The 25,866-nt window shown below is 67.7% G+C and carries 29 protein-coding genes; 9 read left to right on the plus strand and 20 right to left on the minus strand.

Translation table 11 applies throughout. The features are described 5' to 3' along the window. Positions 1-193 precede the first annotated feature (193 nt). A complete protein-coding gene (locus tag GNX95_RS16050; protein WP_163508226.1) occupies positions 194-439 on the minus strand; it encodes a hypothetical protein in 246 nt (81 codons plus the stop codon). Between the two features lie 132 nt (positions 440-571). Between GNX95_RS16050 and GNX95_RS16055 the strand changes: the two genes are divergently transcribed. Continuing rightward, positions 572-1,135 (plus strand): DinB family protein, encoded by a 564-nt coding sequence (locus GNX95_RS16055; protein ID WP_163508227.1) that lies wholly within the window; start codon positions 572-574, stop codon positions 1,133-1,135. On the opposite strand, the gene GNX95_RS16060 is transcribed toward GNX95_RS16055, so the two are convergent. Next, positions 1,120-1,989 (minus strand): LLM class flavin-dependent oxidoreductase, encoded by an 870-nt coding sequence (locus tag GNX95_RS16060; RefSeq protein ID WP_163508228.1) that lies wholly within the window; start codon positions 1,987-1,989, stop codon positions 1,120-1,122. The genes GNX95_RS16055 and GNX95_RS16060 overlap by 16 nt on opposite strands. 81 nt (positions 1,990-2,070) lie before the next feature. Between GNX95_RS16060 and GNX95_RS16065 the strand changes: the two genes are divergently transcribed. Further along, a complete protein-coding gene (locus GNX95_RS16065) occupies positions 2,071-2,628 on the plus strand; it encodes a TetR/AcrR family transcriptional regulator (protein WP_163508229.1) in 558 nt (185 codons plus the stop codon). On the opposite strand, the gene GNX95_RS16070 is transcribed toward GNX95_RS16065, so the two are convergent. Continuing rightward, positions 2,606-3,418, minus strand: coding sequence for a class I SAM-dependent methyltransferase (locus tag GNX95_RS16070; RefSeq protein WP_163508230.1), 813 nt, complete (start codon positions 3,416-3,418; stop codon positions 2,606-2,608). The two genes, GNX95_RS16065 and GNX95_RS16070, sit on opposite strands and share 23 nt — an antisense overlap. A 50-nt stretch (positions 3,419-3,468) precedes the next feature. On the opposite strand from GNX95_RS16070, the gene GNX95_RS16075 reads away from it, so the two are divergent. Further along, positions 3,469-3,885: a VOC family protein gene (locus GNX95_RS16075; protein WP_163508231.1), complete on the plus strand. Its 417-nt coding sequence runs from the start codon at positions 3,469-3,471 to the stop codon at positions 3,883-3,885. A gap of 7 nt (positions 3,886-3,892) precedes the next feature. Here GNX95_RS16075 and GNX95_RS16080 read toward each other — a convergent pair whose 3' ends face one another. Continuing rightward, positions 3,893-4,192: a DUF1905 domain-containing protein gene (locus tag GNX95_RS16080; protein WP_163508232.1), complete on the minus strand. Its 300-nt coding sequence runs from the start codon at positions 4,190-4,192 to the stop codon at positions 3,893-3,895. A gap of 112 nt (positions 4,193-4,304) precedes the next feature. On the opposite strand from GNX95_RS16080, the gene GNX95_RS16085 reads away from it, so the two are divergent. Continuing rightward, positions 4,305-4,877, plus strand: a complete 573-nt coding sequence (locus GNX95_RS16085) for a CHAP domain-containing protein (RefSeq protein ID WP_163508233.1) — start codon at positions 4,305-4,307, stop codon at positions 4,875-4,877. A 554-nt stretch (positions 4,878-5,431) separates the two neighbouring features. Here the strand turns inward: GNX95_RS16085 and GNX95_RS16090 are convergent. The 5 genes from GNX95_RS16090 to GNX95_RS16110 form a co-directional block, all read right to left on the minus strand. Continuing rightward, positions 5,432-5,728, minus strand: coding sequence for a PIN domain-containing protein (locus tag GNX95_RS16090; RefSeq protein ID WP_163508234.1), 297 nt, complete (start codon positions 5,726-5,728; stop codon positions 5,432-5,434). 139 nt (positions 5,729-5,867) lie between these two features. Then, the gene (locus tag GNX95_RS16095) at positions 5,868-6,080 is read right to left on the minus strand and encodes a hypothetical protein (protein WP_163508235.1); all 213 of its coding nucleotides are present in this window, start codon (positions 6,078-6,080) and stop codon (positions 5,868-5,870) included. A 32-nt stretch (positions 6,081-6,112) separates the two neighbouring features. Then, positions 6,113-7,378 (minus strand): aspartate aminotransferase type Ic, encoded by a 1,266-nt coding sequence (locus GNX95_RS16100; protein ID WP_163508236.1) that lies wholly within the window; start codon positions 7,376-7,378, stop codon positions 6,113-6,115. Between the two features lie 38 nt (positions 7,379-7,416). After that, the gene (locus GNX95_RS16105) at positions 7,417-8,355 is read right to left on the minus strand and encodes a DUF2332 domain-containing protein (protein ID WP_163508237.1); all 939 of its coding nucleotides are present in this window, start codon (positions 8,353-8,355) and stop codon (positions 7,417-7,419) included. Between the two features lie 41 nt (positions 8,356-8,396). Then, positions 8,397-9,266, minus strand: a complete 870-nt coding sequence (locus GNX95_RS16110; protein ID WP_163508238.1) for an oxidoreductase — start codon at positions 9,264-9,266, stop codon at positions 8,397-8,399. A gap of 101 nt (positions 9,267-9,367) precedes the next feature. Between GNX95_RS16110 and GNX95_RS16115 the strand changes: the two genes are divergently transcribed. Continuing rightward, positions 9,368-10,171, plus strand: coding sequence for a helix-turn-helix transcriptional regulator (locus GNX95_RS16115; RefSeq protein ID WP_163508239.1), 804 nt, complete (start codon positions 9,368-9,370; stop codon positions 10,169-10,171). On the opposite strand, the gene GNX95_RS16120 is transcribed toward GNX95_RS16115, so the two are convergent. Next, positions 10,161-11,462 carry an MFS transporter gene (locus GNX95_RS16120; protein ID WP_222853699.1) on the minus strand — a complete coding sequence of 434 codons (1,302 nt, stop codon included), beginning with the start codon at positions 11,460-11,462 and terminating at the stop codon, positions 10,161-10,163. The genes GNX95_RS16115 and GNX95_RS16120 overlap by 11 nt on opposite strands. Before the next feature lie 144 nt (positions 11,463-11,606). On the opposite strand from GNX95_RS16120, the gene GNX95_RS16125 reads away from it, so the two are divergent. The 4 genes from GNX95_RS16125 to GNX95_RS16140 are packed head-to-tail and all read left to right on the plus strand — an operon-like array spanning position 11,607 to position 14,467. Further along, on the plus strand, positions 11,607-12,392 hold the full coding sequence (locus tag GNX95_RS16125; RefSeq protein ID WP_163508240.1) for an alpha/beta fold hydrolase: 786 nt from the start codon (positions 11,607-11,609) through the stop codon (positions 12,390-12,392). A gap of 39 nt (positions 12,393-12,431) precedes the next feature. Continuing rightward, a complete protein-coding gene (locus GNX95_RS42525; RefSeq protein WP_222853700.1) occupies positions 12,432-13,049 on the plus strand; it encodes a PadR family transcriptional regulator in 618 nt (205 codons plus the stop codon). A 5-nt stretch (positions 13,050-13,054) separates the two neighbouring features. Continuing rightward, positions 13,055-13,639, plus strand: coding sequence for a TetR/AcrR family transcriptional regulator (locus tag GNX95_RS16135; protein WP_163508241.1), 585 nt, complete (start codon positions 13,055-13,057; stop codon positions 13,637-13,639). A gap of 54 nt (positions 13,640-13,693) precedes the next feature. After that, positions 13,694-14,467, plus strand: coding sequence for a class I SAM-dependent methyltransferase (locus GNX95_RS16140; protein WP_163510059.1), 774 nt, complete (start codon positions 13,694-13,696; stop codon positions 14,465-14,467). Here the strand turns inward: GNX95_RS16140 and GNX95_RS16145 are convergent. The 10 genes from GNX95_RS16145 to GNX95_RS16190 form a co-directional block, all read right to left on the minus strand. Then, on the minus strand, positions 14,448-15,602 hold the full coding sequence (locus GNX95_RS16145) for an FAD-dependent monooxygenase (protein ID WP_163508242.1): 1,155 nt from the start codon (positions 15,600-15,602) through the stop codon (positions 14,448-14,450). The genes GNX95_RS16140 and GNX95_RS16145 overlap by 20 nt on opposite strands. A 20-nt stretch (positions 15,603-15,622) precedes the next feature. After that, complete coding sequence (locus GNX95_RS16150; RefSeq protein WP_163508243.1) at positions 15,623-19,777, minus strand: GH116 family glycosyl hydrolase; 4,155 nt, start codon at positions 19,775-19,777, stop codon at positions 15,623-15,625. A gap of 96 nt (positions 19,778-19,873) precedes the next feature. Beyond that, complete coding sequence (locus GNX95_RS16155) at positions 19,874-20,596, minus strand: DUF2625 family protein (protein ID WP_163508244.1); 723 nt, start codon at positions 20,594-20,596, stop codon at positions 19,874-19,876. A 98-nt stretch (positions 20,597-20,694) separates the two neighbouring features. After that, positions 20,695-21,105 (minus strand): VOC family protein, encoded by a 411-nt coding sequence (locus tag GNX95_RS16160; protein ID WP_163508245.1) that lies wholly within the window; start codon positions 21,103-21,105, stop codon positions 20,695-20,697. Further along, complete coding sequence (locus GNX95_RS16165; protein ID WP_163508246.1) at positions 21,102-21,572, minus strand: SRPBCC domain-containing protein; 471 nt, start codon at positions 21,570-21,572, stop codon at positions 21,102-21,104. Before GNX95_RS16165 ends, GNX95_RS16160 begins: the two co-directional genes overlap by 4 nt. Continuing rightward, entirely contained in the window at positions 21,569-21,907 is a 339-nt protein-coding gene (locus GNX95_RS16170) for an ArsR/SmtB family transcription factor (protein WP_163508247.1), read from the minus strand. The genes GNX95_RS16165 and GNX95_RS16170 overlap by 4 nt, the downstream gene beginning before the upstream one ends. Positions 21,908-22,013: 106 nt before the next feature. Continuing rightward, the gene (locus GNX95_RS16175; RefSeq protein WP_163508248.1) at positions 22,014-22,304 is read right to left on the minus strand and encodes a hypothetical protein; all 291 of its coding nucleotides are present in this window, start codon (positions 22,302-22,304) and stop codon (positions 22,014-22,016) included. A gap of 253 nt (positions 22,305-22,557) precedes the next feature. Then, complete coding sequence (locus GNX95_RS16180) at positions 22,558-23,829, minus strand: ABC transporter substrate-binding protein (RefSeq protein ID WP_163508249.1); 1,272 nt, start codon at positions 23,827-23,829, stop codon at positions 22,558-22,560. A 7-nt stretch (positions 23,830-23,836) separates the two neighbouring features. Further along, the gene (locus GNX95_RS16185) at positions 23,837-24,709 is read right to left on the minus strand and encodes a carbohydrate ABC transporter permease (RefSeq protein ID WP_163508250.1); all 873 of its coding nucleotides are present in this window, start codon (positions 24,707-24,709) and stop codon (positions 23,837-23,839) included. Positions 24,710-24,717: 8 nt separating this feature from the next. Further along, positions 24,718-25,692, minus strand: a complete 975-nt coding sequence (locus GNX95_RS16190; RefSeq protein ID WP_163508251.1) for a carbohydrate ABC transporter permease — start codon at positions 25,690-25,692, stop codon at positions 24,718-24,720. Positions 25,693-25,866 lie beyond the last annotated feature (174 nt).

The following is a 25,866-nucleotide window of genomic DNA, read 5'->3' on the forward strand; positions in this document are numbered from 1 at the left end:
ACGTTGACCGCGCCCTGCAGGATGAGGCCGGCGAGCTCGGGATGCCGGGCCGCCACGTCCGCGGCGAGATTCGTGACCGGATGGTGCCGTCCTCGCCGGCGACGCTTTCGTCCAAATCGGTCGGACCGGTGCCGTGCACGAGTACGACCACCGAAGCGTGGCGATCCGGCGCTGCGGTATCACATCGCAGGTATCACGCGGCCTGGCGGCGCGGCGACTTCGGTGCCAGCTGGCGGCAGTCGGCGCAGCGGAAACGCGTCGGTACGTCGTGCCACTCCACCTGCGGTGTCGCGACCAGCGTCGGGTGGCCGCAGAGGCCGAGCGGCAGGCTGGCCACGACGAGATGTGCGGTGGCAAGGCCGGTGTGGTTGGTCGCGCCGCGGCCTGGCAGGCGAAGGCCGTCCCAGGCAACCTGGTAGCAGAGGTCCTCGTCATCCATTCCTTGACGATGAGGCAGCAGCGGCGACTCGACCAGCAACCGTTCGGCCGAATCTGGTAACCGTTCGTAGCAGATATAGAACTGACCCGATAGCGGACGCCCCCTGACCTACTTGGCTGTCAAGCTGTCGTCATGCCAACCGACACGTACACCACCGAACACGCCGAGATCCTCGCCGAGCTGGCCGCCACGCGAGCCGTGCTGATCAAGACCACTCGCGGGCTCACCGACGAGCAGGCCGCCGCAAGGCCGACGGCCAGCGCGTTGTGCCTCGGCGGCCTGATCAAGCACGTGGCGTCGACCGAGGACAGCTGGCTGCGCTTCGTGGTCGAAGGTCCGTCCGCGATGCGCAGCGACCTGCCGGACGATGTGACCTGGGCCGACATCGCCGCTGGTACGGCTCGCGAGTATCCGCGGTGGATGATCGACCACCAGAACGAGTTCCAGATGCGGACTGGCGAGACGCTGGCCGGCATTCTCGGCGACTACGAGCAGGTCGCCGCGCGTACGGCCGAGATCGTCGCCGGCGTCGCCGACCTGTCCGCGACGCACCCGCTGCCGGAGGCGCCGTGGTACGAGCCGGGTGCCAGCCGCAGCATCCGGCGCGTGCTGCTCCACGTCATCGCCGAGACCGCGCAGCACGCCGGCCACGCCGACATCCTGCGCGAGTCGATCGACGGTCAGACCTCGACCTGACCGATCAGCTCCTCGGTGACCCAGTGCGCGACTTTTTCCGGGTACGGGCTGGAAAGTCCGAGGACGATGTGCTGGATGCCGGTGTCGGTCGCGGCGCGGATGGCGGTCCGCGTCGCGGCTGGATCCTCGTACGACACCGGCAGGTGGATCGAGCGGACGATCGACGCCGGATCGCGGCCGATCTCGGCGCAATAGCGATCGAGCAGCGCGCCACGGCTCTTCACGTCCTCGATGTCACCACCGGGGATGTTCCAGATGTCTGCATGCTCGGCGACCACGCGCAGCGTCGCCGCCGCGCGGCCGCCGATCATGATCGGCGGATGTGGGCGCTGCACCGGTTTGGGGTTGCCGAAGGCGCCGCGCAGTCGCACGTACGTCCCGTCGAAGTCGAAGGGCTCGGTCTCGGTCCACAACCGCTTGATGGCGGTGCATGCCTCGGCGAGGCTGGCGACGGCGCGGTCGGTGTCGTGATACGGCAGGCCGTGCGCCTCGTACTCCCGCCGCGCGATCGGATGGCTCGGCCGCGAGCCGACGCCGATGCCGAAGTCGAGCCGGCCCCCGGAGACGATGTCGACGGTGGTGGCGATCTTGGCCAGCATCGCCGGCGGCCGGAAGCGGTTGCTGGTCACCAGCAGGCCGAGCCGCAGCCGCCGCGTCTGCGCGGCGAGCGCGGACAGCAGCGTCCAGCCTTCCAGGATTGGTCCGTCCAGGCTGCCGGCGATCGGCAGCAGGTGGTCGAACAGCCAGGCGTGCACGATCTCCGGGATCGCGTCGGCCTCGCGCCAAACCCGCAGGACGTCGGCATAGTCGACCTGCATCGGCGCGGTCATGATGCCGAAGCGCGTGGATGTCATCGTGGTCCTTTCCTTAATCGGAACCTCGTTCCATTAACGATACGGAACCTGGTTCCGATTAGCTAGCCGTACGCTGGCGGAGTGGTGCAGAAGCGTGCCGACGCGCGGCGCAACGAGAAGGCGCTGCTCGACGCGGCGGCAGCCGTCTTCGTGACGGCCGGCGTGGAGGCGCCGGTACGCGACATCGCGGCACGTGCCGGCGTCGGCCTCGGCACCGTCTATCGCCACTTTCCAACGCGCGCGGATCTGGTCGTCGCCGTCTATCGGCACCAGATCGAGGCGTGCGTCGAGGCCGGTCCGGCCTATCTCGCGAGCGAGCCGACGCCGTACGCTGCGCTGGCCCGGTGGATCGACAGGTTCGTCGACCTGCTGGTCACCAAGCACGGCCTGGCCGCCGCGCTGCGGCCGGAGAGCGCCCAGTTCGAGGCTCTGCACGCGTACTTCCTGGAGCAGCTCCTGCCGGTGGCGACGCGGCTGCTGGAGGCCGCCGCCGGCGAGATCCGCGCCGGCGTGGACGCGTACGAGCTGATGCGCGGTGTCGGCAACCTCTGCATCGGCGCCGACAGCGACCGGCGCTATGACGCGCGCAGGCTCGTCGGTTTTCTCATCGCCGGCATCAGGCGGGCCACACCAGCGTGACCAGGTCGTCGCCGGACGAGCCGAGATCGGGCGGCGCGGACGGGTCGACACCGGTGCGGCGAAGGACCGCGTCGATCTCCGGCAGCGCGCCGACCGGCAGGCACAGCCGGCGTCGCGTGACCTCCAGCAGGTCCTGATAGCTCGCGTGCTCGGCCGTCGGCGGCCGCTTCCACCGCCTTACGCGCGGAGCGATGCCAAGCTCGGCGAGCGCGGCGACGGCGTCGTCGGCGGTCGGTCCGGCCGGCCGCTCGATGCCGTGGAAATGCCGCCACAGCTCGTTCAACGCGGTCAGTGGATGCCGCTCGGCGGTCTCGACGATGACCACGCGGCGCGCGGCAGCCGTCAGCGCGGTGACGAAAGGCGCCAGGTCGGAGACGTTGTAGATCACGTTTCCGGCGATCACGACGTCCGCGGGCTCGGTCGATGTGTCCGGCCACGCGCCGCGTACGCAGGTGGCGCGCACGCCCAGGCGCGCCGCTCGGGCCGCGAACTCGTCCAGCAGCTCGGGGTCCGTGTCGACAGCGGTGATCTCGGTGACCGGCGCGCGTCCGGCCAGCGACAGGCTGCTGGCACCGGCGGCGGCGCCGATGTCCAGGACGTTCCCAGGCCCGGCCAGCGCGCTGACCGCCTCGGCGTGGGTGGCGCCGATCGGGTCGGCGATCTGCCGGTCGGCACGCCGTACGAACACCGGCCGCGGCAGCACCCACGGCGACTCGGTCGTCGTCGCCAGGATCGGCGGCGGGATCCGCCAGCCGGCCAACTGGTCGGCCCACCTCGTCAAGGCGCTCATCACCAGCAGCGTATTCCGTTACGCTGCGGCGACCTCGACGGAAGGACGCCATGAGAACCCTGCACTTCGGACTTCGCGTCAGCGACCTCGAGCGGTCGCTCGCCTTCTACACCGCGGTCGGCTATCGGGTGATCGGCACCGTGCCGGAGACCGCCTTCGGCAGCCTGACCATGATCCAGCTTCCCGGCGACGACTTCGTCACCATCGAGCTCGTACACGACCCGGCGAAAGGCGCGGTCGACCGCGGCGAGGTGCTCAACCACTTCGTCATCCAGGTCGACTCGCTGGTGCGTACGATCGCCGACCTGGCCGGCAAAGGAATCGAGGCCGAGCCGCCGACCTCGCCGAACGACTCCGACGACTTCCTCACCTCGTGGCTCACCGACCCCGACGGCAACCGCATCGAGCTGGTCCAATGGCCGGCCGGACATGCCGACGGCATCACCGCCGACGACTGGAAAAGCTGATCGCGCGTCACAGATCGATGAGCTCGACGGTGACGCTCACCGTGTCGCCGGCCTCCAGATCCTCCGCCTTGCGGATGGCTCGTTTCACCGGCAGCACGTACGCGCCGCGCTTGCTGTCCGGAAAGATCGACGTGCGCCACTGCGAGCCACCGATGGTGACGCGTACGCGCACCGACCCGAAGCCGCGCCGCGTGCCGCCGGCCATCTCCCGGATGTCGTCGGACGCGTCGGCCGGCAGGCTGACGAACGTCCAGCTGTCCGACCGCGCGTCCCACAGCCACAGCTCAGCGTCGAAGTCGATGATCACGTCCTGAGTATCGTCCCGGACTGTCCCGGACGGTGTTTTGCCTTGTCGGACAGCAGGCGGCCGGATTGTGTTGGCGGCGGAGGCAGTCCCGCCTCTCCTGGAAGGAGACGACATGATCCACCGCAAACTGGTCGGTCTGCTGCTCGCGGCCGGCGTGCTTGGCGCCATGGCCGCGGCGACCGCGGCACCCGCCCAGGCCGCCGCACCGACGGCGACCCGGGTGACCGCCGTCGCCGCCGCGGCGAAGGAGACGCCGGCGCAGAAGGCCAACCGGCTCGCCAAGCACTGCCTCAAGAAAGGCGTCAGCGGCGCCGAGATCGTCTGCATCGCCAAGAGCCAGGTCGGCATGAAGGAGTGGGGAAGCAACTGCAACCCCTACACCTCGCGGTGCGAGGAATGGTGCGGCGACTTCGCGGCCTGGGTGATGAAGAAGGCCGGCGGCAAGGCCCCCAGCGGCTATCCGGCCGCCGCGGCGTGGCGCAAGTGGAAGAAGGTCGGCACGCCGAAGCCGGGTGACGTGGCCGTACGCTCCGACGGCAACCACGTCGAGGTCGTCGTCGGCGTCTCCCGGTCAGGCGGCAAGCTGGTCGTGGCCAGCATCGGCGGCAACTCCGGCAACAAGGTGACCTACCACTCCAACAACAGCTACGCCCGTTGGACCTACCACAACAACCCGTCCTTCTGAGTCCTCACGACGAAACCCCCGGCAGCGGCGCCGGGGGTTTCGCTAGATGATCTATTCCAAGGGTTGCACCCGCCGGGTCGTCAGGAGGGCGTGCGTTGTTTCGCGTACGTCAAGTGCGTGACAGTCCCATGATCAACTCGGACAGGCCGTGGCATCCTGGCAGGTGGCGAGACGAACCAGTATGTGGGACCGATAAGGGTCTGTAACGCTAAATGCCCGTCTTGCGGTGTTCATGGTTGGCGCGAAGGCCGATTTACTAGCGCTGGACGCAAGAAAAACGGCCTTCACTCCCACCTGACCGCCGCTCGCTGTGACTGGTGCGACTGTTGAGGCGGGCAATGCTGTTGTGACTTATGTGGGTTGGTTTGTTCGTTGCCCCTGGCTCGAGCTTTCCTCGACCGCGACGATAGCCGAGCCGCTGTCACATCTGTCTCGGGCCGCCTGACGGCATGGTGAAACCACCCACGTAGGGCTGCCACACCGGGCGGTCCCGCCGCACCGCCAGACGACGTTTGGATCTCGACTCTCATCCACGTGGGACTTCGAAACAGACCCTAGCTGTGGTCGTCGTACGGCAGGAGCGTGAAGTGCTTCGCGCCCCAGAGCGGTCGCATGGCGCGGAAATGACGCTGGTCCAAGCTGGCCAGTGTCGTCGTCCGATAGTGGTCGGCGAGTACGACGTTGGCTGCGTCCGTGATGCCGGCATAGTCGTTGCCTTCGCCATAGGCACTGGCGATGTTCAAGGCCGAAGCGTGATCGTCGGCGGTCCATTCGGCCAGGTCGTACGCGCCGGTGACGATGTCGAAGGAGAAGCGGCGAGCAGCCTCGGAACCGAGCCTGGTATGCAGCATGTAGTCCGCCTCGGCCACGACGAACGACGAACGACCAGTGGTTTCGTGCTTTCTTCGAAGATGCGCGCGAGTGCCGCATGCTCGTCGTGGTCCTCATCGAGGAGCGCGAGAATCGCGCTCGTGTCGACAATGACTGCGCTCACGCGCCAAATCCGTTGGCGAGCTGTTCATCGATTTCTTCGGCACTCAGCGGTCGACCACTGCGAAATCCGCCGATACTTGGTCGCGGTCGTGGCGCACGATCGGCAATGAGCTTCTCAATCTCCTGAGCGAGCGTGACCCCGTCGGCGGCGGCGAGGCGGTGAAGCCGGTCGCGCGTCGCCTTGGGCACCTTGATGGTGGTCATGGTCATACCGACCAGTGAACCGACTTTCGCGAGCAGCCCTAGCCGAGGAGTTTTTCGGTGCCGACGAGGCGTACGCAGACGGCCAGGCCGGTGATGGCGGCCTCGATCTCCGGCAGCTCCGGGAAGGTCGGCGCGATCCGGATGACCCGGTCGTCGGGGTCGTCGCCGTATGGGAAGGTGGCGCCGGCCGGGGTCAGCGCGATGCCGGCCTCCTTGGCCTTGGCGACGACCGCGCGGGCGCAGCCCTCCGGCACCTGCAGGCTGATGAAATAGCCGCCGGTCGGGTTGGTCCAGCTGGCCAGGCCGGTGCCGCCGAGCTCGGCGGACAGGATCTTGTCGACCGCCTCGAACTTGGGCCGGATCAGCGCGGCGAGCTGGCGCATGTGCTCGCGCAGGCCACCGGCGTCGCGCAGGAACCGCGCGTGCCGCAGCTGGTTGATCTTGTCCGGTCCGATGCTGCGCTTGACGGTGTGGCTCAGCCACCACTCGACGTTGGCAGCCGACGAGCCGAAGAAGGCGACACCGGCGCCGGCGAAGGTGATCTTGGACGACGACCCGAAGACGAAGGCGCGGTCGGGGTTGCCGGCCTCGGCGCACAGCGCCAGCATGTCGGCGATCTCGGCCGGCTCGTCGGTGAGGTCGTGCACCGCGTACGCGTTGTCCCAGAAGATCCGGAAGTCCGGCGCCGCGGTCGGCATCGCGGCCAGCCGGCGCGCGGTCTCGTCCGAGTACGTGACGCCGTCCGGGTTGCTGTGTTTGGGCACGCACCAGATGCCCTTGACCCGCGGGTCGTCGGCCACCAGCCGCTCCACGGCGTCCATGTCCGGACCGGTCGGCGTCATCGCGACCGTCACCATCTTGATGCCATAGCGCTCGCAGATGCCGTAGTGCCGGTCATAGCCGGGCACCGGACAGATGAAGGTGACCTCGTCCTCGACCCAGCGGCGCTCGGCACCCGGCACCTTGCCGAGCAGCGCGAAGACGATCGCGTCGTGCATCAGCTCCAGGCTGGAGTTGCCGGCGGCCAGCAGCTGCTCGACCGGCACCTGCAGCGCCTCGCTGAAGATCGCGCGCAGTTCCGGCAGGCCGTGGAGACCGCCGTAGTTGCGCAGGTCGGTGCCTTTCGCGTCGACCGCGGCACCGTCGAAGTCGAGCATCGGGTTGGACAGGTCGAGCTGGCGGGCGGACGGCTTGCCACGGGTGAGATCCAGCTTCAGGCCGCGGGCCACCAGGTCCGCGTAGTCCTTGCGAGCCTTCTCGTGCTCGGCGGTCAGCTCTTGTGTGGTCCAGGTTGGAGCGGACACCGGATTCCCTTTCTCCGTGGAACTAGCCGCCTCCCAGCCTAATGGTCGGCAAACCAGGCGAGTGCCTGGCCGTGCGGCAGCGTCCACGCCAGCGGCCGGCCGTCCAGCGCGAGCACGCTGTGCAACGCACCGCTCGGCGGCTCCGGAAGGCCTTCGTACGGCAGCACGTGCGGATCCTCGTTGGCGATCCAGTGTCCCGGCAGCGCGCGTACGACCTCGGCGAACGCTCGCCGCCGTGGCTCCGGCACCTGATAGAGCACCGACGTGTGAAAGACGACCAGCGTCGCGTTCGGCGGAGTTTTCGCTGCCAGCGCTGGCAAATCGTCCACCAGGTCACCGCGTACGAGCCGCGGCGGATCGGCCGCCGCGATCGCCGCCGCGGCGTGCAACCGAGCGCGCCGGTGGTCGTTTTCCGGCCAGATCAACGCATCGAGCCAACCGAGGTCGGCCGGGTCGGTCACGTCGAGCGGATTGAGGTCGAGGCCGCCGCGCCACACGACGTCCGGCAGCCGCACCGGCGGCAGGCCGGACGCCGCGCATTCCAGGACCGGCGGACCGCCGCCGATGCGCTGGTCGCCGTATCGATAGCCATATCGGTCCGGATAAAGACACAGTCCGGCCGACGCGCCGACCTCCAACAACGCGAGCGGCTGCGGCAGCATGGAGAGCACCGGCAGCAGCACGGCACATCGTCCGCATTCGTTGGTCTGGGTCGCCCGTCTCCTGGCCTGCCGGTCGATCTCCGGCCAGTTTTCCGTGACGAAATCGCGAAAATCCGCCGGATCGTGGACCGGGCCGCGGAGAAACCGTACGACGCCGAAGAGCAGGTTGGGCTGCCGCTTGTCCACCGGCAGCGTCTCGATCAGCGCGAGCAGCTCGCGATCCCGCGACACCGCCTCGGACAACCGCTCGTACGTCGGTGACACACCACGCGCCTCACGGGCGGCGAATGCGGCGTACGTCTCCGCGACCGTCATGGCCTGATCTCACCGCAGCGATGCGCCTTTGTCAGTGTCGGTCACCACAGCGCGTCCAGTTCGGCGACCGCGTCGGCCGGCAGGTGCAGGTCGGCGGCGGCGATGTTCTCGCGCAGATGCGTACGCGACGACGTACCAGGAATCAGCGCGATCGCCGGCGACCGCTGCAGAAGCCAGGCCAGCGCGACCTGTTGCGGGGACGCGTCCAGGTGCTTGGCGACCGCGTCCAGCCCGTCGGCCTGGAGCGGGTTGAAGCCGCCGAGCGGGAAGAACGGGACGTACACGATGCCCTCGCGCGCACACCGCTCGATGAGCGCGTCGTCCTGCCGGTTGGCGATGTTGTAGAAGTTCTGCACGGTGACGACCGGCGCGATCGCCTGCGCCTCGGTCAGCTGCGCCGCCGACGCCCCGCTCAGGCCGAGGTGCCGGATCAGGCCCTGTTGCCGCAGCTCGGCCAGCGTGCCGAACTCCTCGCCGATCGGCAGCTCGTTGGCGGTCAGGTGGTCCTCGTTCGGTACGCGCAGGTTGACCACGTCGAGCGTGTCGAGGCCGAGGTGGTCGAGGTTGTCGTGCACCGCGTCGATCAGCTCCTGGCGGCCGAGGGCCGGCAGCCAGGACGCGTCCTCGCCGCGCCGGGCGCCGACCTTGGTGACGATCCGCAGTGACTCCGGATAGGGATGCAGGGCCTCGCGGACCAGCTCGTTGACCACGGTCGGTCCGTAGAAGTCGCTGGTGTCGATGTGCGTGATGCCGAGCTCGACGGCCGTACGCAGCACCGCGATGGCCTCGTCGCGGTCGCGCGGCGGACCGAAGACCCCCGGTCCGGCCAGTTGCATCGCGCCGTAGCCCATCCGGCTGATCGTCAGGTCGTCGGCGAGCGTGAGTGTCCCGCCGGAAATCGTCGTTGTCATGGCGTCAGTCTTCTGCGGTTCGTACGCGGCTGCGTAAGCCCTGCTCATCCTGGTAGTCGCGGGACCAGGAAAAGCGCCGGTGGCGGTCCTACGCTGGATGGGTGACCAACGCTCTGGGTGACTATCTCCGCGCGCGTCGCGATCTGGTCCAGCCGGAGGACGTCGGGATCGTCGCGGGCGCGCGGCGGCGCGTGCCGGGCCTGCGCCGGGAGGAGCTGGCCATGCTCGCCGGCATCAGCTCCGACTACTACCTGCGGCTGGAGCAGGGCCGCGACCAGCATCCGTCCGACCAGGTGCTCGACGCGCTCGCCGACGCGCTGCGGCTGGACGCGACCGCGACCGCTCATCTGCACTCACTGGCGCGGCCGCGTATGCGCCGGCGAGCCCGCAAGACCGAGCGCGTGCCGGCGGGCATCCTCGCGCTGCTCGAGCAGCTGCCGATGCCGGCGTACGTGACCGGTCGCGTGCTGGACGTACTCGCCGCCAACGGCACCGCGGTCGCGCTGTCGCCGATGTTGACGCCGGGTCGCAACGTGCTGCGCGAGCTGCTGCTCGATCCGGCCGCGCGCGCGATGCACGTGGACTGGGACACGGCGACCAGGAGCCTGGTCGGTCACCTGCCTGAGCGCGCCGACCCCGACGATCCGCAGCTGGCCGCGCTGGTCGGCGAGCTTTCGCTGCGCTCCGACCAATTCCGCAAGCTGTGGGCTCGCGCGGATGTCGGCCACCCCAGGTCGATCGTCCGCCACCTGCGTCATCCGCAGGTCGGCGATCTCCATCTGCGGATGGAGAAGCTCAACGTCGACCACACCGACGGACAGCAGCTGGTGATCCAGCACGCCGAGCCTGGCTCCGAGTCGGCGCAGGCGCTGGCGCTGCTCGGATCCGTGTCGGTCACGCCTTAGCGGCCGCGCGCTCGCGTTGCGCGATCGCGTGCTCGTCCGTACGCGCGTCGTACGACCAGAAGTCGCGCAACCAGACGGCCGTCGCGGCGACTCCGAGCACGCACAGCACGCCTCCGCTGACGATCGACGCGCGTACGCCGGCGCGGTCGGCGATGAAACCGGCGCGTGCCTCGCCACCGAGCGGACCGACCGAATACGACAGCACCTCGATGCCGGCGAGCCGGCCGCGTTTCTCGTCCGGGATGGTCTGGTGCCAGATGATCGCGCGGAACATGCCGCTGACCATGTCGGCGCCGCCGGCCACCACGAACGCGGCCAGCGCGATCCAGATGTTGCCGGTCAGGCCGGCGACCGCGGTCGCGCCACCCCAGGTCGCCGCCGCGATCACCACCGCGCGGCCGTGGTGGTGCACGTGGGCCGACCAGCCGCTCGTCGCCGTCGCGACCAGGCCGCCGACCGTACCGGCCGAGTAGAGCAACCCGAGCATCGCCGGCTGGTGCAGCACTTCCGTTGCGAAGGCTGGGAAAAGCACCACCGGCGAGGCCATCAGCATGGCGATTGTGTCCACCGCGTACGTGCCGAGCAGGTCCTTGCGGCCGGCCGCGTATTTGATGCCGTCCACAATGGACGCAAGCGATGGTGGCTGGCCGCCGTCGGTCACCGGATATGGCCGCAGCAAAGCGAAAAGTCCGGTCGCCACGACCAGTCCGGCGACATCGATCGCGTACGCCACCGGCACACCGGCCTGGGCGATCACGACACCGCCGAACGACGGTCCGACCAGCATCGACAGCTGGATGCCGATCGACCACAGCGCGACCGCCGCCGGAAGCTCGGCATGACCGACCACCCGCGGCAACAGCGCGTCGCGACTCGGCCGCTGCAGCGACGCCACCGCCGCGAGCAGCCCGCCGAGCGCGTAGATGACCCACACCTGCGGCTGCGGCAGCAGCGCGTTGACCAGCAGCGCGGCCGTGAGCACGATCTGGCCGGCGCCGGTCGCCACCAGCATGGTGCGCCGGTCGAGATGGTCGGCCAGCGCGCCGCCGTACAGTCCGCAGACGATCAGCGGCAGCAACTCGACCAGGCCGAGCGCGCCGACCGCGAAGTTGGAGCCGGTCAGGTGATAGAGCTGGTACGGCAGTGCCACGTACGACACCATGTAACCGAAATAGAAGACCGTGCCGGCGATCAGCAGCAGCCGATAGTCGCGGTGTCCGCGCATCGGCGTCAGGTCGACATGCAGCGCGGCCAGCCAGCCGGCCTTCTTGGGTTGATCGGGTTCGGTCACAAACCGCCATAATCACCGACCCGCCTCCCCACGCCAACTGATTTTCGGCTCGGGCCTCGTCGGGCGACCTCCCGTTGGGTTGCCGGGCGACCCCAATTTCTCGCTGCTTGACAGAAAGTGTCAAGTAGTGGATAGGGTGGCGACATGACTGATTTCATGGTGGACAGTGGCGAGATTCCCATCGCCGTACGGGACTACGGCGGCGACGGACCGGCGATGCTGTTGTTGCATGGCGGTGGCGGCACGATGGCCGGTTGGGATGTGGCGGGGCCGCTGCTGGCCGCCGACTTTCGGCCGGTGGCGGTGGATTTGCGCGGACATGGAAAATCCGGCGACGGACCGTGGTCGTGGGACGCGGTCGTCACCGATCTGGAAGCGGTCGTTTCCGAGCTGGGGCTGCGAAATCCGGCGGTCGTCGGCCACTCGCTCGGTGGCGGCATCGGTGCCTGGTGGGCCGTCAAGCATCCGGAGTGCCCGGCGCTGGTGAACCTCGACGGCCATCGCGCGCCGGTCACCGCGGAGGAGCATTACGACGCCGGAGCCGCCGGCATCAGCGATGCGGAGCTACGCGCCAAAATAGCGCAACTCAACGCGCAGTTCGACCAGATGGAAGCGGAGCTGGCCACGGCGCAGTCGCGGCCAGGTCCGGAGATCGCGAAGGCCATCAGGGCCGACATGAAAACCGACAGCCTGCCGATGTTCGCGCAGGTGACCGTGCCGTTTTTGCTGGTGTTGGCAACGCGAAGCCTGCCTCAGCTGGCGCCGGAGCTGGAGCCGCTGATGGTCGCGTTCCGCGCCGGCCTGCGCCGCGACCTGGCCGCGCTGCCGAACGTGGAGATACGTGAGGTCGACGCCAGCCACGGCGTGCTTTTCGAGAAACCAGCGGAAGTCGCCGCGATCGCCACCGAGTTCGTCCGGAAAGCAAGCTGATCGTGTAATCAGGCTTGCGAGCTTGAGGAACAACGACTGGTGCGGGCCGCGTTGCTCAGCAGCCTGCCGATCGCGGTGCTTTTCCTCGGTCTGGCGCGGTGGTCCGAGTGGCGCAGCGCCGGTGCCGTCCTCGGCCGCGTCGTCATCGTGCTGGTCGCGGCGGTGCCGGCGACGATGTTCGTGATCGGGGTCGGCACCATGGTCGGTCCGCCGCTGATGCAGGCCGCCGGTTACGCGTACGGTGCCGACGGCATCCCGGTCGTGACCGGCGGTGTCGGGGACCGAAACGGCATGAGCGGGAGGAAAACCATGCGGATCACCACGTCGGTCGCGGCCGTCCTCGCGGCGTTTCCGCGCGACCAGGAAGAAGGGCATTACGGCCTGGAACTGATGCGAGCCACCGGCCTGCCCAGCGGCACGCTCTATCCGATCCTGGTACGCCTGCAGGACGCCGGCTGGGTCGAAACGCACTGGGAGGACGTCGACCCGGCCACCGCCGGCCGTCCGGCGCGCCGCTACTACCGGCTCACCCCCGGACGGCACCGCGTCGGCTCGCCAGGAAATCGCGGCGCCGCAACGAAAGCTCGGCGCGCTCGGTCAGTTGGTCGAAGGCAGCGCGTAGACACAATACAAATACAGCCCTGTGCTGTATTGTAGAGGCCGTGGCGAGCGACGTATCGCGGCGACCGGGTCGTCCGCGCAGCCAGCAGGCCGACGCGGCGATCCTGGCCGCCGCGCTCGACCTGCTCGTCGAGTCGGGGGCCGGCCAGACCAGCATCGAGCAGGTGGCGCGGCGGGCCGGCGTCACCAGGGCCACCGTCTATCGGCGCTTCGCCGGCAAGACCGAGCTGCTCATCGAGGCGATCGAGGCCGGCAACGACCCCGACCGGCCGGCGCCGGACTGGCCGGATCTGCCGGCGATGATCGCCGACTGGTCCGGCTATCTGAGCCAGCCGCGCAACCGCCGGATGCTGCGCCGGCTGTACGGCGCGGTGGACGACTTTCCCGAGCTGCTTGAGACCTATCGAAACCTGTTCGGCGGCGCCCGCTCCGAGGCGGTTTTCGCCGTGTTACGCAAGGAAATCGCGGCCGGCCGGCTGCCGGCCGACAGCGATGTCGGGGTCATCCTGGCGCTGCTCAACGGCGCGATCCTGCACCACCTCGGCGGCTATGGCGACGACTGCGATGCCAGGGACCTGGAGAAATATCTGTTGGCGGCCGTGCGTCAGCTCGGCCTCCGATCCTGAGAAGAGACACCAGTGGAACGCGAGAAAATCACCCTCACCGGCGCGCCGGAGACCATGCTGGCCACGCTTTACGCGCGCGCGTTGGACAGCGAGTCGGACCGGTCGATCCTGCACGACGACGCGGCACGGAGTGCCGTTTCGCGGATCGACTACGACTTCGGCAAAACCGGGATCAGGAGCACGAGTGCCGCCGGGGTGGCCGTACGCGCCAAATATCTCGACGACTGGACGACGGAGTTTCTGGCCGCTCATCCCGAGGCGACGGTGTTGCACCTGGCCTGCGGGCTCGACACGCGCGTACAACGGCTGAAACCGGCCGCGTCGGTGCGTTGGCTGGATGTCGACTATCCGGACATCATCTCGCTGCGCGAGCGGCTTTTGCCCGCTCCACAAGGCGACTATCGAATGGTCGCCGCGTCGGTGACCGACGACGGCTGGCTGGAGGAGGTGCCGGCCGACCGGCCGACCGTGGCCGTTTTCGAAGGCCTCACGATGTATCTCACCGAAGCCGACGGAAAGCGGCTGATCCAGCGGATCACCGACCGGTTTTCCAGCGGGCAGCTGCTTTTCGACTGCTATGGCACGGTCGGCATCAAGCTGCAGAAAATGGTGCCGGCGGTGCGCCGGTCGGGCGCCACACTGCATTGGGGGATCGACGATCCGTACGCGCTGGAGTCGTTGCATCCCGGCATGACATGCCTCGACGCCATTCCGAGCATGAAAGCTGGCATCGATCGGATGCCGGCGCTGGCGCGGATGCAGCTGGGCCTGCTCGGTGCCATTCCGGCGCTGCGCAAGACCGGCCAGATCATGCGTTTTCGTTACTGACCTGTGAATAGTAGGTGTGTTGGCCGGCCATCCAGGTCTCGAAGTCGGCGGCCGTCATGGATCCCCACGGCGGCTGGTCGAGGATCTGCGCCTGTCCGATCCGCTGGCCGAGCGCGACGATCGAGTTGTTGACCGGCAGCCTTTCCTTTTCGTACGCGGCAAGCGCCTCGTCCCACGAGGCCGCGGCCTGGCCGGCCTGTTGCAGCGCCATCGCGTCCTGCAGCGCCTTCACCGCACCGCCACCGGTGTGCGGACGTACGACCGTGCCGGCGTCGCCGACGAGCACATAGCGGTCGCGGCTGTAGGCCGACAGCGTCGCGTCGTAGATCGGCTGCAGGAAAAGCTCACGCCGCTCGGTCCGCCGGACGAGATCGGCCCAGTACGGCGGAAGTTCGCCGGCGAGGCCATCGAGAAAGCACATCGCCTCGTCGGTGACAGCCGTGTCGCCGATGCTCCACGGCACGGCGTGGTAGATGGCCCAGTTGACCAACTTGCCGCCGTCGAAGCCGGGGATGACATAGGCGATCAGGTGCCCGCCGGGAAAACTCACCGTGATGGCGCCGCTTTCCAGCATGTCGGGCAGTTCGTCGAGGCGGTCGACCGGATAGCAGCCGCGCAACAACGTGTATCCGGCATAGCTCAGGCTCGCCGCCGGGTCCACCAGCCGGCGGACCGCTGAGCGATAGCCGTCCGCGCCGACCACCAGGTCACACTCCGCCGACCAGCCGTCGTCGGTGCGTACGACACCGTCGTCGACGGACACGACGGCTGTTTCGCCGCGATAGGCCGAGTCCGGCACCTTCGCCCGCAACGTCCGCCAGAGTATTCCCCAGTTGTTGGTGACCGCGACGAACGACTGCCGCCACACCTCGCGTCCCAGCGGCTGGTCGCCGTCGGGGACCAGCCAGATGCGTGTGGTGCCACCGCACACCGGCATGTCCGCGGTGAGAAAACCGGCCTCGATCAGGTGTTGCCGCAGCGGCACCGGAATGCCAATGCCGAAGCCACGATTGCGCAGGTCAGCGCTGCGTTCGAAGACCGTGGTGCGACAACCGAGCCGGCGTAAGGCGATTTCCGTTGCGCAGCCGGCGATCCCGCCACCGATGATCGCGACCCGACTCCCCGTGATGGCCATAAACCCGAGTCTAGGTCGGATCAGCGGAGTACGACTTCCAAACGCTGACCTGCGGCCACCGTGATGGCCGATCCGAGTGTGATGTCGACCCTGGCGCCGCTGGTCGTGGTCTGGCCGACCGCGACCGGTTGGCCGGCGAGTGTGACCGTCACCGAGGTCGGTGGCGTCGTGGTCTCGAAGGAAAGCCGGGAAAGTCGCACTTGTCCATAGCGTACGTCGATCCGGCAGGTCTGCGACGAAGCGTCCCGAAGCTGCTGGTAGGAACCCCAACCCGTCGCCGCGGTGAACGCGCTCTGGAACGACTCCGGGCTGATCTTCGGCGCGAAGCCGAGCTTTCCGGCCGGTCCGTGGTAGGAATAGCCGGAGGCGGCGAGGAAAACCGCGTGGCTGGACATGGCCCGCGCGTAATGGTCGGAGCACTCGATCTCGTTGTACGGGTTGCGTTTCGCGGCGTCGTAACGGTTGTTGACCGCGTTCACGACGGCCAGCGACTGGTCGACCAGGCCTTCGGCCATCATGTGCGCGGCCGCCTGGTATTCCATCCCGGTCCAGACTTCGTTGAAGTAGTAGCCGATCCAGCCGCTGCCGGCGTCCGAGCTGACACCGAACGGCCACACCGACATCACCATGCCCGGCTCGTTGCGGTCCGCGTACGTCCGCGCGCCGGTGCCGGCCGGGCTGGTGCTGCGATAGCCGACCGGGTCGGCGACCAGGTTGTAGCGATAGAGGTTGGCCAGCGCGATCTTGGCTCTGTCGGCCGGAAAGACCCGCGGCAGGTCGAGCTGACCGGCGTACATCTGGCCGAACATCTGGTCGATGTAGCTGCCGGAGTTGCTGTTGTGTGAGGGATGGTTGGGGTCGGGTTTGTTGATGTAGTAGCCATACTGCGCGTTCCACATGTTGTTGTTCAGGTAGTTGGTGCCGGCGGTGGCCAGCGTCGCGCACTGGTTGGCGAAAGCGGTGTCACCCATCTCGCCGGCCATCGCCGACGCCGCGCGCAGAGCGGCGACGTACAGGCCGCTGATCCACGGCACGACACCCCACCATTCGTCGTCCAGCGTCGTCCATTGCCGGCCCTCGAAAATGCCGTTGTTGTTGCCGTCCTGGCCGATCAGGTAGTTGACCGCCGTCTTGATCTTCGGCCAGTTTCGTTGCAGGAAGCTGGAGTCCGGCGACATCTGGTGCTCGCGATAGATCCGCAGCACGGTCCCGCAGTCGCCGTCGGCCGCCGGGTTCATGTCGTATTCGGCGCGGAAACCCATCGCGCCGGTGTCGGAATGAAAACCGACGCCGAGGTCGACTCGCTCACGCGTGTCGCGCTCCAGCGCGGGGAAAAGCCGGGCGATGGACTGCGCGTACGTCCAGACGTGCTCGCAGGTGCCGTCACAGCAGTAAAGGCCTTCGAACCCGTAGAACCGGCCACTGCCAAACCAATAGCACGTGGTGGTCGCGGCGGTCGCCGCCGGCGCCATCACTCTTTGCAGGAACCAGTAAGGCAAAGTCGAGCTCTCGTAGACCGCGTCGACCCACGACCGCGTCGCGTTTTCCAGCCGGGACAGGTCCGTGCCGAGATAGCCGGCGACCGCCTGAGCCGACGCGAAGCGGCCGGCGTAGTGATGCGTGAGCGTGTCGGCGTCGGCAAACCTGGAGAATCTTTCTCGGCGCGGCACCGGAAACCGCCAGGAGACCGCGAAGCGTACGGTCGCGGACGCGCCGGGGTCCAGCGTCACCGGCACGCGTACGGCGCCGGCCAGCGTTTTCTGTACGCCACCGTCCACATCGGACGGAGCGTCCGGCGCGTCGAAGATGTCGTTGACCGTCGACCAGCGGCTGAGCGACGGATGCGCGTCGGCGTTGGCCGCCAGCGCGGCGATCGCGAAGGTTCCCTGGTCCGCCACGCGATCCAGCTGACGGGTCGGCGGCCGGTCGGTGAGCACGATGTTGTCGACGCTGATGTGCGACCAGGCGCCGGCCGCGTTGTCGACGATCTGGATCGTCGCGGTTTGGCCCTGATACGCGGAAAGGTTGAGCGCGCGCTGCTTCAGCGGCTCGGTGTCGTCACCGGTGAACGTGCCGATCACCGTGCCGTTGACCAGGACGTTGACACAGGCGGTCCCGGGTTTGTTGCCGCCGCCGACACGCAGCGACAGATAGCGGCGCGACACGGCGAACGTGCGGCTCATCGTGCCGGTGTAGGAGTCGGGGTCGCCGCCGAGCCGGAAGTTGTGTGAGGTCACGAAATTCGCGCCGTGCACGTAGAGATCGCCGAAGCGTTTCAGGTAGTCCGGCACGGACGAGACGGCGATCGGTCCGGAACCGAAAGCGTTTCCGGTGACCGTCCAGCCGGCATAGCTGGCCGCTTCGAAATCGTCGACGACGATGTCCGCTCGCGTGTCGGTGAAAACGATGTAGTCGACGTTGATGTGCGCCCATTCGCCCTGCCGGGAGTCGACGATCTGGATGGTCGCCGTCTGGCCTTTGTACGCGCTGACGTCGACGTACTGCTCGGTCAGCGGCTCGGTGCGGTCGCCGGTCAGGCTGCCGACGACCGTGCCGTTCACCACGACGTTGACACAGGTCTCGCCGGTCCAGTTGCCGCCGCCGACCCTGGCGCGGACGTAGTTTCGGCTCACCGTGAACGACTTCGTCATCGTGCCGGTGTAGGAGTCGGGGTCGCCGCCGAGCCGGAAGTTGTGCGAGGTCACGAAATTCGCGCCGGAGACGTGCAGATCGCCGAAGCGTTTCATGTAGTCCGGCACCGACGCCGCGGCGATCGGTCCGGAGCCGAACGCGTTTCCGGTGACCGTCCAGCCGTTGTATGTCGCTGCCTCGAAGTCGTCGAAGACGATGTCCGGAGCCGAGTCGGTGAACTCGATGTGGCCGACGTTGACGTGAGCCCACTCGCCCTGCCGGGCGTCGACGATCTGGATCATCGCCGATTTTCCCCTGTACGCACTGACATTGACGTATTTCTCGGTGAGCGGCTCGGTCCCGTTGCCGGTGACACCGCCGACGACCGAACCGTCGACGACGACGTTGACGCATTCCTCGCCCGGCCAGTTGCCGCCGCCGACGCGTACGCGCACGTAATCGCGTGAGATGGTGAACGGCCGGCTGGTGAGAGTGCCGGTGTAGGAGTCGGCGACGCCGATGTCGCCGTTGGCCGCACGGAAGTTGTGCGAGGTCACCAGATGCGGACCGCCGGTCTCCAGGTCACCGTAGCGCTGCATGTAGACCGGGATCGAGCTGGTCGGCACCGGTCCGGCGCCGAAGGCGTTTCCGGTCGCGGTCCAGCCGACCCAACCGTAGGTGTCGAAATCCTCGAAAAGAATGTCGTTGGTCGCGGCTGTGGCGCTGAATTCCACGCCGGCGCCGCCGGTGACGTTGAATGGCCGGCTGTGCAGTTGCAGCGGCTGTTCCAGCCGGCCGGTCAGCGCCACCGGCGCCTCGCTCCAGCCGGCGAGCGTGGCCGTCACCTGCTGGGTCGAGGTGTTTTTCACCGTGTACGCCAAAACCGTGGCCGGCAACGAGGAGTCGTCGGCGTTGGTGGGGATGAACGGGCTGAAAGCCTCCAACGACACCGAAACCGGCAGGCCGGCGGCCGGATAGTCGACGCGGCCGATCGGATAGCGGCCGGTGAAGGTGATGCCGGCCGGGTCGAATCCGGTGGAGTCCAACGCTTTCGTGATCGTCTGGCCGGCCGAGACGGTCCGGATCGCGAAACCCTGGCGGAAACGCGCCGCGTACGTGCTCGGCACGAGATAGGAAATCGGTGCCACGTAATGCGGTCCGCCGCCGTCGCCGACGCCCGGTGCCGGCATCGTGGCCTGGTTGTCGATGTCCCACCACCACAGCCGGCCGTCGCCGCCGAGGTAGAGCTGGCCGGTGGTGATGCCGCCGACCGGCATGCCGATGTGCGCGAGCGCGGCGCCGGACCAGTGCACCGGCTGACCGCGGTCGGCCAGCGCCGTGATCGTCGCCTGGTCGTACGGCGCGGCACCGCCGATCCGCCGCACCTGCGCCGGGTCGACGCCGAAGGCGGCCGCCACCTCGGCGCGGCTGGACAGCAGTGTCAGCGCCGAAAACGCGCCGGTGAGGAACACGCGCCGGGACACGGCACCGCCGGGAGGACAGCAGGTCGCCGGGTCGTCGCAGCAGGGCTCGTCCGGTTGCATGGCGTTCATCCCTTTCCGTACGGAACCGGGAAATCGTTTGCCGAGGCACCGTAGTCGCGCGGCTTCGTCGCGGTCAATGGGAAACTGGCGAAACGCCTAGTACAGACCCAGAAACCCCGGGTCCGGCTGGCCGAGCCGACGGCTCACGTCGGCGCCGAGGCTGATCAGCTCGTGCAGCGACACCGGCCGGCGGCTGGTCTCTGCGAGTCGCTCCTGTGCCTCGGCGGTCCAGATGAACGGGACGATCGACAGGCCCTGGTCGAGCCCGACCGCGGCCATTTCCGCCTCCCAGCCCGGCCAGCGCAGGTTGCGGTAGAAATTGGCCGTACGGCCGGAAAGGGCCCAGGACAGCCAGGATCCATAGCCGATGTCCAGGCTTTGCCAGCGCAGCGTGTGCGGTCCGAAATAGATGACGTCGCCGGGTGTTCCGGGCCGGCCGGCCGCGGTGCAGTCGAAGGTGTTGATCGCGAAGACGCCACCGAGAATGTCGTGACCGACCACCAGGCCGGGCGGATGCTGCCAGCGCTGGTCCGGCTCGGCCGGAAAACCGTTGACGGTCGCCAGGTTGGGCAGGCCGTCGGCGCCGCTGGAACCACCGTAGATCCGCAGCCAGCCGTGGTCGACCAGGATGCCGCCGGAATGAAACGTCATCGCGCCGAGCGCGGAGCGTACGGTCACCTGCAACTGCATCAGGCAGGCACCGCCGCGGCCGCGGTCGCCGAGCAACAGCCGAACCGAGCCGGGACTGGCCGCCGCGTCCTCCATGATTTCCGGCCAGGCCGACTGCAACACCTGGGTCAGCTCGGCGACGTCCCGCACTCGGTTATGTTTGCACGCGGCCGCGCCGATGGTGACCTCCTTGCCGGAATTTCCCCCGTCCGGCGGCCAAAAATGTCGTACGCGTGCCGGAAAGTCGGCTATCTCCGCCGGGAAATCTGTTGTACGGCCCATTTGTTGCCGTCCGGGTCCTGGAACGAGATGAACCCGACATTGTCCAGGTTTTCGTCGTCTTTACGGGGCCGCGGCCCTTCTGCGCCGAATACGAAGATTTCCCCGGCATCCACACCGCGGTCGAGCAGCTCCTGCCGTGCGGCCGGCAGATCGGCGACGACCAACTGGACGCCGCTCAGCGATCCCGGCGCCATTTCGGTCTGGTTGTTGAGGACTATCGAACACCCCGAGCCGGGCGGCGTGATCTGGACGAATCCGGTGTCCGGACCGGTCCGCACGTCGTGGTCGACCGGAAAAGCCAGCTTTTCCGCGTAGAAAGCTTTCGCGCGATCCAGGTCGGCGACCGGAACGACGATGACTTCCAGGGTCCAGTTCATGGAATTTCTCCTCTGATAGCGATGGCCGCGGCCAGCCGGTCATAGCTCTCGCCCAGCCCGCGTCGCATCGGCGACGCGAGGACGTGGTCGCGGATCCGCCGCGATTCATAACGGAAGGTCTGGGTCAGGACGGTCGCACCGGACAGCTGCGCGGTGACCAGACATTCACCGGCAAACCACTGGTCGTCGTAGGATTCGAGGTAAACCAACCGGTCCGGCGGGTCGATTTCCCGGTATGTCCCACCCATTCCCATGGTCGCGCCGCCGGGTCCCCGCGAGACGAACCGCCAGGCGCCGCCGGGACGAAGATCGACGGCACATTCGATCAGCTGCCAGCCGCGCGCGCCGTGCCATTGTTTCAGCAGCTCCGGCTGTGTCAGCGCGGCGAAGACGAGCTCGCGTGGCGCGTCGAACGCGCGGGTCGTGAGGATCTCGCGGTCGGAGGGCGTACGCACCGAAAGGCTCATGGCCGCTCCTCGCGTTTGCGCAGATCGGCGAGCAAACTGTCCAGCCGTTGGTAGCTTTCCTCCCAGTAGTCCCGATAGTTCTCCAGCCACTCGGTGGCATCGCGGAGCGGCCGGGCGACCAGCCGGCACGGCCGCCGCTGAGCGTCCCGGCCGCGCGCGACCAGTCCGGCGCGTTCCAACACCTTGAGGTGTTTGGACACCGCCGGCTGGCTCATCTGGAACGGCTCGGCCAGCTCGGTCACGGTCGCCTCGCCGGCCGCCAGCCGGGCCAGGATCGCGCGCCGGGTCGGGTCGGCGAGCGCCGCGAAGGTCGCGTCGAGTAGCTCGGTCGTCATCCATAACCTTTCGGTTTAATAACCGATTGGTTTTCTACCTGATCGTGGCCGCCACGTCAAGCGGCCCGAGAGTCGTGGACTCCCGGGCCGCCTGTTCGCGTGGCTGTTACGAGTCGGCGAGGTCGCCGGCCTGCGTGATGCGGTCGCTGATCGTCTCGCTGCGGTGGACAACCGCGTCGGCGACGCGGTCGGTCGTGTCCTGGGCCGTACGCGCCACCCGTGCCGCGGTGTCGCCGGCGGTGTCGGCCAGGCAGGCGATCCGGACGCCGAGCTCGCTGGTCACCGCGGCGGACCGGCCGGCGAGCCGGGCGACCCGCTCGACGGCCTCGGACTCCCAGTTGTCGAGCAGGCCCTTCGCGTTGTCGAACCACTGGTCAACGGTCGCGCGGAGGTACATGGCTTCGCGGTCCTCTCGTGCGTTATATGTGACAACACGTAGCATGCTACCGCAGCGCCCCGCCCCGTCGCCGCCTCCCGACGCGCGACGACGCAATCGGATTCGGATTGCGTCGGCCGACCGGTGCTGACCTGCGGCGATGCCGGGCTGGGTGCCAATCGGACAGTCGATCTGGCGCCCGGATGTGACCTTGTTGACCAGTTCGCGGCCGAGACTGGTCAACAAGGTTCCAATCGGACGCCGCCGCGCCGCGCTACTTCGGGATGATCGCGTTGATGTCGCGTACGGTCGCCGCCAGCGTCGGCCCGATCGGGCGCTGGCCGCTCAACATCTGGTCCCACGAGCCCTTGAGAACGTTGTTCGCATAGATCGCCCACGGCTCGACGAACCGGATGGCGGTCTTGTCCGGGCAGTCGACCTCGTACGCGACCGCGCGTGACACCGAGCCGTCGCCGATCTTCGCGATCGCGGCGAAGTAGCCGACCGAGGTCGGCGCGTACGCGGACGGCGCCACCGGTGCCGAGCTGAGCAGCTTGCGCAGGCCGGTGGTGACCAGGTAGGTCATCACCGCCCAGACCTGGTCGGGGTTTCTCAGCGTCTTCGGCGCGCAGATGCCGACCGCGTCGAGCGGCTGCACCGACCGGCCGTTTTCCGGCATCGGCGCGAAACCCCAGCCGAAGGCCGGTTTTCCCTGCGCGATCACCGGTGCCAGCCACTGCCCGCCAAACAGCATCGCGGTCCGGCCGCCGGCGAAGGCAGCGGTGGTGTCACCGCTGCCGGCGCCCGGCAAGGTCATCTGGCCGGCGGTGATGGCGGCGGTCAGTTTCGTTGTCATGCTGGTGAAACCGGTGTCGACCTGCACGGCCGTGGCGCCGACCGCACGGTTTTCGAACGGTTTACCACCGGCCGACATGGAGGCCTGCGCGACCCCGAACGGACCGTAGAACGGCGAACCCCAGCCGCCGTCCTTGGCGTCCACGACGAGACCAGGCCCGTTGGCCTTGGTCAACGCCGCCGCGGCGGCGAACAGTTGGTCGTACGTCCATCCCGGCCGCGGAGCCGGCACTCCGGCCGCAGCCAGCAGCTTTTCGTTGTAGTAGAAGCCGTACGCGTTGACCAGCGTCGGCAGGCCGTAGAGCCGGTGGTCCGGGCCGCGCCAGTAGTCGAGCGCGCCAGGCACGAACTTGGCCGGGTCCATGCCGTTAGTGCGCCGCGCCAGATAGTCGGTCCAGTCGTAGAGCAGGCCTTTCTGACCGAGGCTCTGCTCGGTGTCGTTGCCACACCAGAAAAAGTCCGGCGCCTTGCCGGAGAGGAACAGGGCGGCGACCTTCTGGTCGTAGTTGTATCCGGGAGAAGGCAGCCGGTTGAGCCGGACCGGCTGGCCGGCCATCGCCGCGTCGAGTGTTTTGTTGGTGTCCGGGGTTTCCCAGGTCAGGTACGTGACGACCGGACGCGAGTCGGCGGTGCCGGCACAGCCGGTCGCGACCAGGGCGAGTGCGAGGAGCAGTCCAAGAAGTCGAGTCATCGCCGGCCTACTTCGACGCGGTGGTGCCCAGAGCGCTGAGCCCGTCCATGAAATAGCGCTGCGCCAGGAAAAACAGCAGCAGTGGCGGCAACATGTAGAGCAGGTTGGTCGCCATGTAGTAGTTGTACTGAGTGGTCGCGACGCCGGCGAACTGGCCGGAGAAGGACGCCATGCCCAGCGACAGCACAAACCGGGACTCGGTGGTGAGGAAGATCAGCGGGTTGAGGTAGTCGTTCCAGGTGGCCTGAAAGGCCAGGATCGCCATCGTCATCCACAGCGGACGGGTCAGCGGCAGCATCACGGTGAAAAACGTGCGCAGATAGCCGGCGCCGTCGATTTTCGCCGCCTCGTCCAGCGAGTACGGGATGGCGCTGAAATACTGCCTGGCCAGGAAGATGAACACAGGGTTGGCCAGCCAGGCCGGCGCGATCAGCGGCACCCAGGTGTCGGCAACGCCAAGGGTCACGTAGAGCCGCAATAGCGGGATGATGCCGACGATCGGTGGCAGGAACATGCTCGCGGTGAACAGGTAGAACCAGACTTTGCGGCCGGGAAACGGAATCCGCGCGAGGCCATAGCCGACCAGCATCGAGCTGAGCACCGAGCCGACGGTCGCCAGCACGGTGACGATCAGCGTGTTTCCCAGCATCTGGTAGAAGTTGATCTGCGCCGGCCCCACCACGAAGTTTTCCAGGTGGATCTCCTTGGGCAGGAAGCTCGGCGGAAACTGCAGGATGTCGCCGTTTCCCTTGAGCGCGATGGTGATCATCCAGAACAGCGGCAACAGCATGAAGACGGACAGCACCGCGCAGAGCAGATACCAGGCCGTACGCGAGACGGCCAGCGGTACGCCGAGGTCGGTGCGGCGCGGAGAAGTCATCGTCGCTCCTAATCCCGTGTGTTGTCGGCATAAACCCACAACGACGACGTACGGACGGTCAGCGCGGTCACCACCAGGATCAGCATGAACAGGATCCACACCTCGGCGGTGGCATATCCCAGCTGTGGAAACTTGCTGAAGTTCTGGAAGCCGTCGGCATAGATCTTGTACATCAGCATGTTGGTGGTGTTGTCCGGGCCGCCGTTGGTGAGCAGCTGCACCTGGGTGAACGCCTGGAAGGCCTGGTTGATCTGCAACACCACCTGCAGCAACAGAATCGGTGTGAGCATCGGCATGGTGACGTGGCAGAACGACCGGATCGGCCCGGCGCCGTCGATCCGCGCCGCCTCGTGCAGCTCGGCCGGCACGGTTTGCAGGCCGGCCAGGAAAATCATCATGGTGGCGCCGCAGCCCCACAGGCCGATGATGACGATCGAGGGCAACGCCATCCGGGTGCTGCCGAGCCACAGGCTGGTCGGCAGGTGCAGCGCGGTGAGCAGCTGGTTGGCCAGGCCGTACTGCGGATCGTAGAGATATTTCCACAAAGTCAGCACGGCGACCGCTGGCAGCACGACCGGCAGGAAGAAAATCGTACGAAACCACCGTGCGCCCGCCAGTGCGCGGTTCAGCAGCACCGCGAGGCCCAGGCCGACGAGCAGGGTCGACGGCACCGCGAGCAGCGTGTAGATCGCGGTTGCCTTGATGGACGGCCAGAAAGTCGGGTCCTGGGTGAACAGATACTGGAAGTTGTGCCAGCCGCTCCACACCGCCGGCGTGAGGCCGTTCCAGTCGGTGAAGGCGTGATACGCGCTGAACACGATCGGATACGCGACCAGCACGGTGAAGCCGATGATGGCCGGCGCGATGAAGGCATAGCCGGCGCCGATGTCCCTGCGTCGCCGTCGCCACCATTTTCGGCGCGAGAGAGGGACAATCGCGTGCTGTTGCCGGACGGACGCGACGGTGGCCGATTCTGTTGCCATGCACATCACCACCCTGGATGTGTGACGTGGACCTCTGCAAACGTTCCCAGAACCTAGCGACGCGACCGGCCGGCGGTCAAGCCGGCATCCGTGCCATGTCCGGACATGGCAGGCCGGCGGCCGGATCGCATTGGCCGTACGCACGCGCCGGTCCGCCGCGGTCGGTTAAAATCA

It is taken from the genome of Fodinicola acaciae (assembly GCF_010993745.1).
Classification (GTDB): domain Bacteria; phylum Actinomycetota; class Actinomycetes; order Mycobacteriales; family HKI-0501; genus Fodinicola; species Fodinicola acaciae.

Bases quoted from the DNA above. Each gene is read 5' to 3' on its own strand.
- GNX95_RS16050 (WP_163508226.1), bottom strand. From the start codon at position 439: ATGGATGACGAGGACCTCTGCTACCAGGTTGCCTGGGACGGCCTTCGC.
- GNX95_RS16055 (WP_163508227.1), top strand. From the start codon at position 572: ATGCCAACCGACACGTACACCACCGAACACGCCGAGATCCTCGCCGAG.
- GNX95_RS16060 (WP_163508228.1), bottom strand. From the start codon at position 1,989: ATGACATCCACGCGCTTCGGCATCATGACCGCGCCGATGCAGGTCGAC.
- GNX95_RS16070 (WP_163508230.1), bottom strand. From the start codon at position 3,418: ATGAGCGCCTTGACGAGGTGGGCCGACCAGTTGGCCGGCTGGCGGATC.
- GNX95_RS16075 (WP_163508231.1), top strand. From the start codon at position 3,469: ATGAGAACCCTGCACTTCGGACTTCGCGTCAGCGACCTCGAGCGGTCG.
- GNX95_RS16085 (WP_163508233.1), top strand. From the start codon at position 4,305: ATGATCCACCGCAAACTGGTCGGTCTGCTGCTCGCGGCCGGCGTGCTT.
- GNX95_RS16090 (WP_163508234.1), bottom strand. From the start codon at position 5,728: ATGCTGCATACCAGGCTCGGTTCCGAGGCTGCTCGCCGCTTCTCCTTC.
- GNX95_RS16095 (WP_163508235.1), bottom strand. From the start codon at position 6,080: ATGACCATGACCACCATCAAGGTGCCCAAGGCGACGCGCGACCGGCTT.
- GNX95_RS16105 (WP_163508237.1), bottom strand. From the start codon at position 8,355: ATGACGGTCGCGGAGACGTACGCCGCATTCGCCGCCCGTGAGGCGCGT.
- GNX95_RS16110 (WP_163508238.1), bottom strand. From the start codon at position 9,266: ATGACAACGACGATTTCCGGCGGGACACTCACGCTCGCCGACGACCTG.
- GNX95_RS16125 (WP_163508240.1), top strand. From the start codon at position 11,607: ATGACTGATTTCATGGTGGACAGTGGCGAGATTCCCATCGCCGTACGG.
- GNX95_RS16140 (WP_163510059.1), top strand. From the start codon at position 13,694: ATGCTGGCCACGCTTTACGCGCGCGCGTTGGACAGCGAGTCGGACCGG.
- GNX95_RS16145 (WP_163508242.1), bottom strand. From the start codon at position 15,602: ATGGCCATCACGGGGAGTCGGGTCGCGATCATCGGTGGCGGGATCGCC.
- GNX95_RS16150 (WP_163508243.1), bottom strand. From the start codon at position 19,777: ATGCAACCGGACGAGCCCTGCTGCGACGACCCGGCGACCTGCTGTCCT.
- GNX95_RS16160 (WP_163508245.1), bottom strand. From the start codon at position 21,105: ATGAACTGGACCCTGGAAGTCATCGTCGTTCCGGTCGCCGACCTGGAT.
- GNX95_RS16165 (WP_163508246.1), bottom strand. From the start codon at position 21,572: ATGAGCCTTTCGGTGCGTACGCCCTCCGACCGCGAGATCCTCACGACC.
- GNX95_RS16170 (WP_163508247.1), bottom strand. From the start codon at position 21,907: ATGACGACCGAGCTACTCGACGCGACCTTCGCGGCGCTCGCCGACCCG.
- GNX95_RS16175 (WP_163508248.1), bottom strand. From the start codon at position 22,304: ATGTACCTCCGCGCGACCGTTGACCAGTGGTTCGACAACGCGAAGGGC.
- GNX95_RS16180 (WP_163508249.1), bottom strand. From the start codon at position 23,829: ATGACTCGACTTCTTGGACTGCTCCTCGCACTCGCCCTGGTCGCGACC.
- GNX95_RS16185 (WP_163508250.1), bottom strand. From the start codon at position 24,709: ATGACTTCTCCGCGCCGCACCGACCTCGGCGTACCGCTGGCCGTCTCG.
- GNX95_RS16190 (WP_163508251.1), bottom strand. From the start codon at position 25,692: ATGGCAACAGAATCGGCCACCGTCGCGTCCGTCCGGCAACAGCACGCG.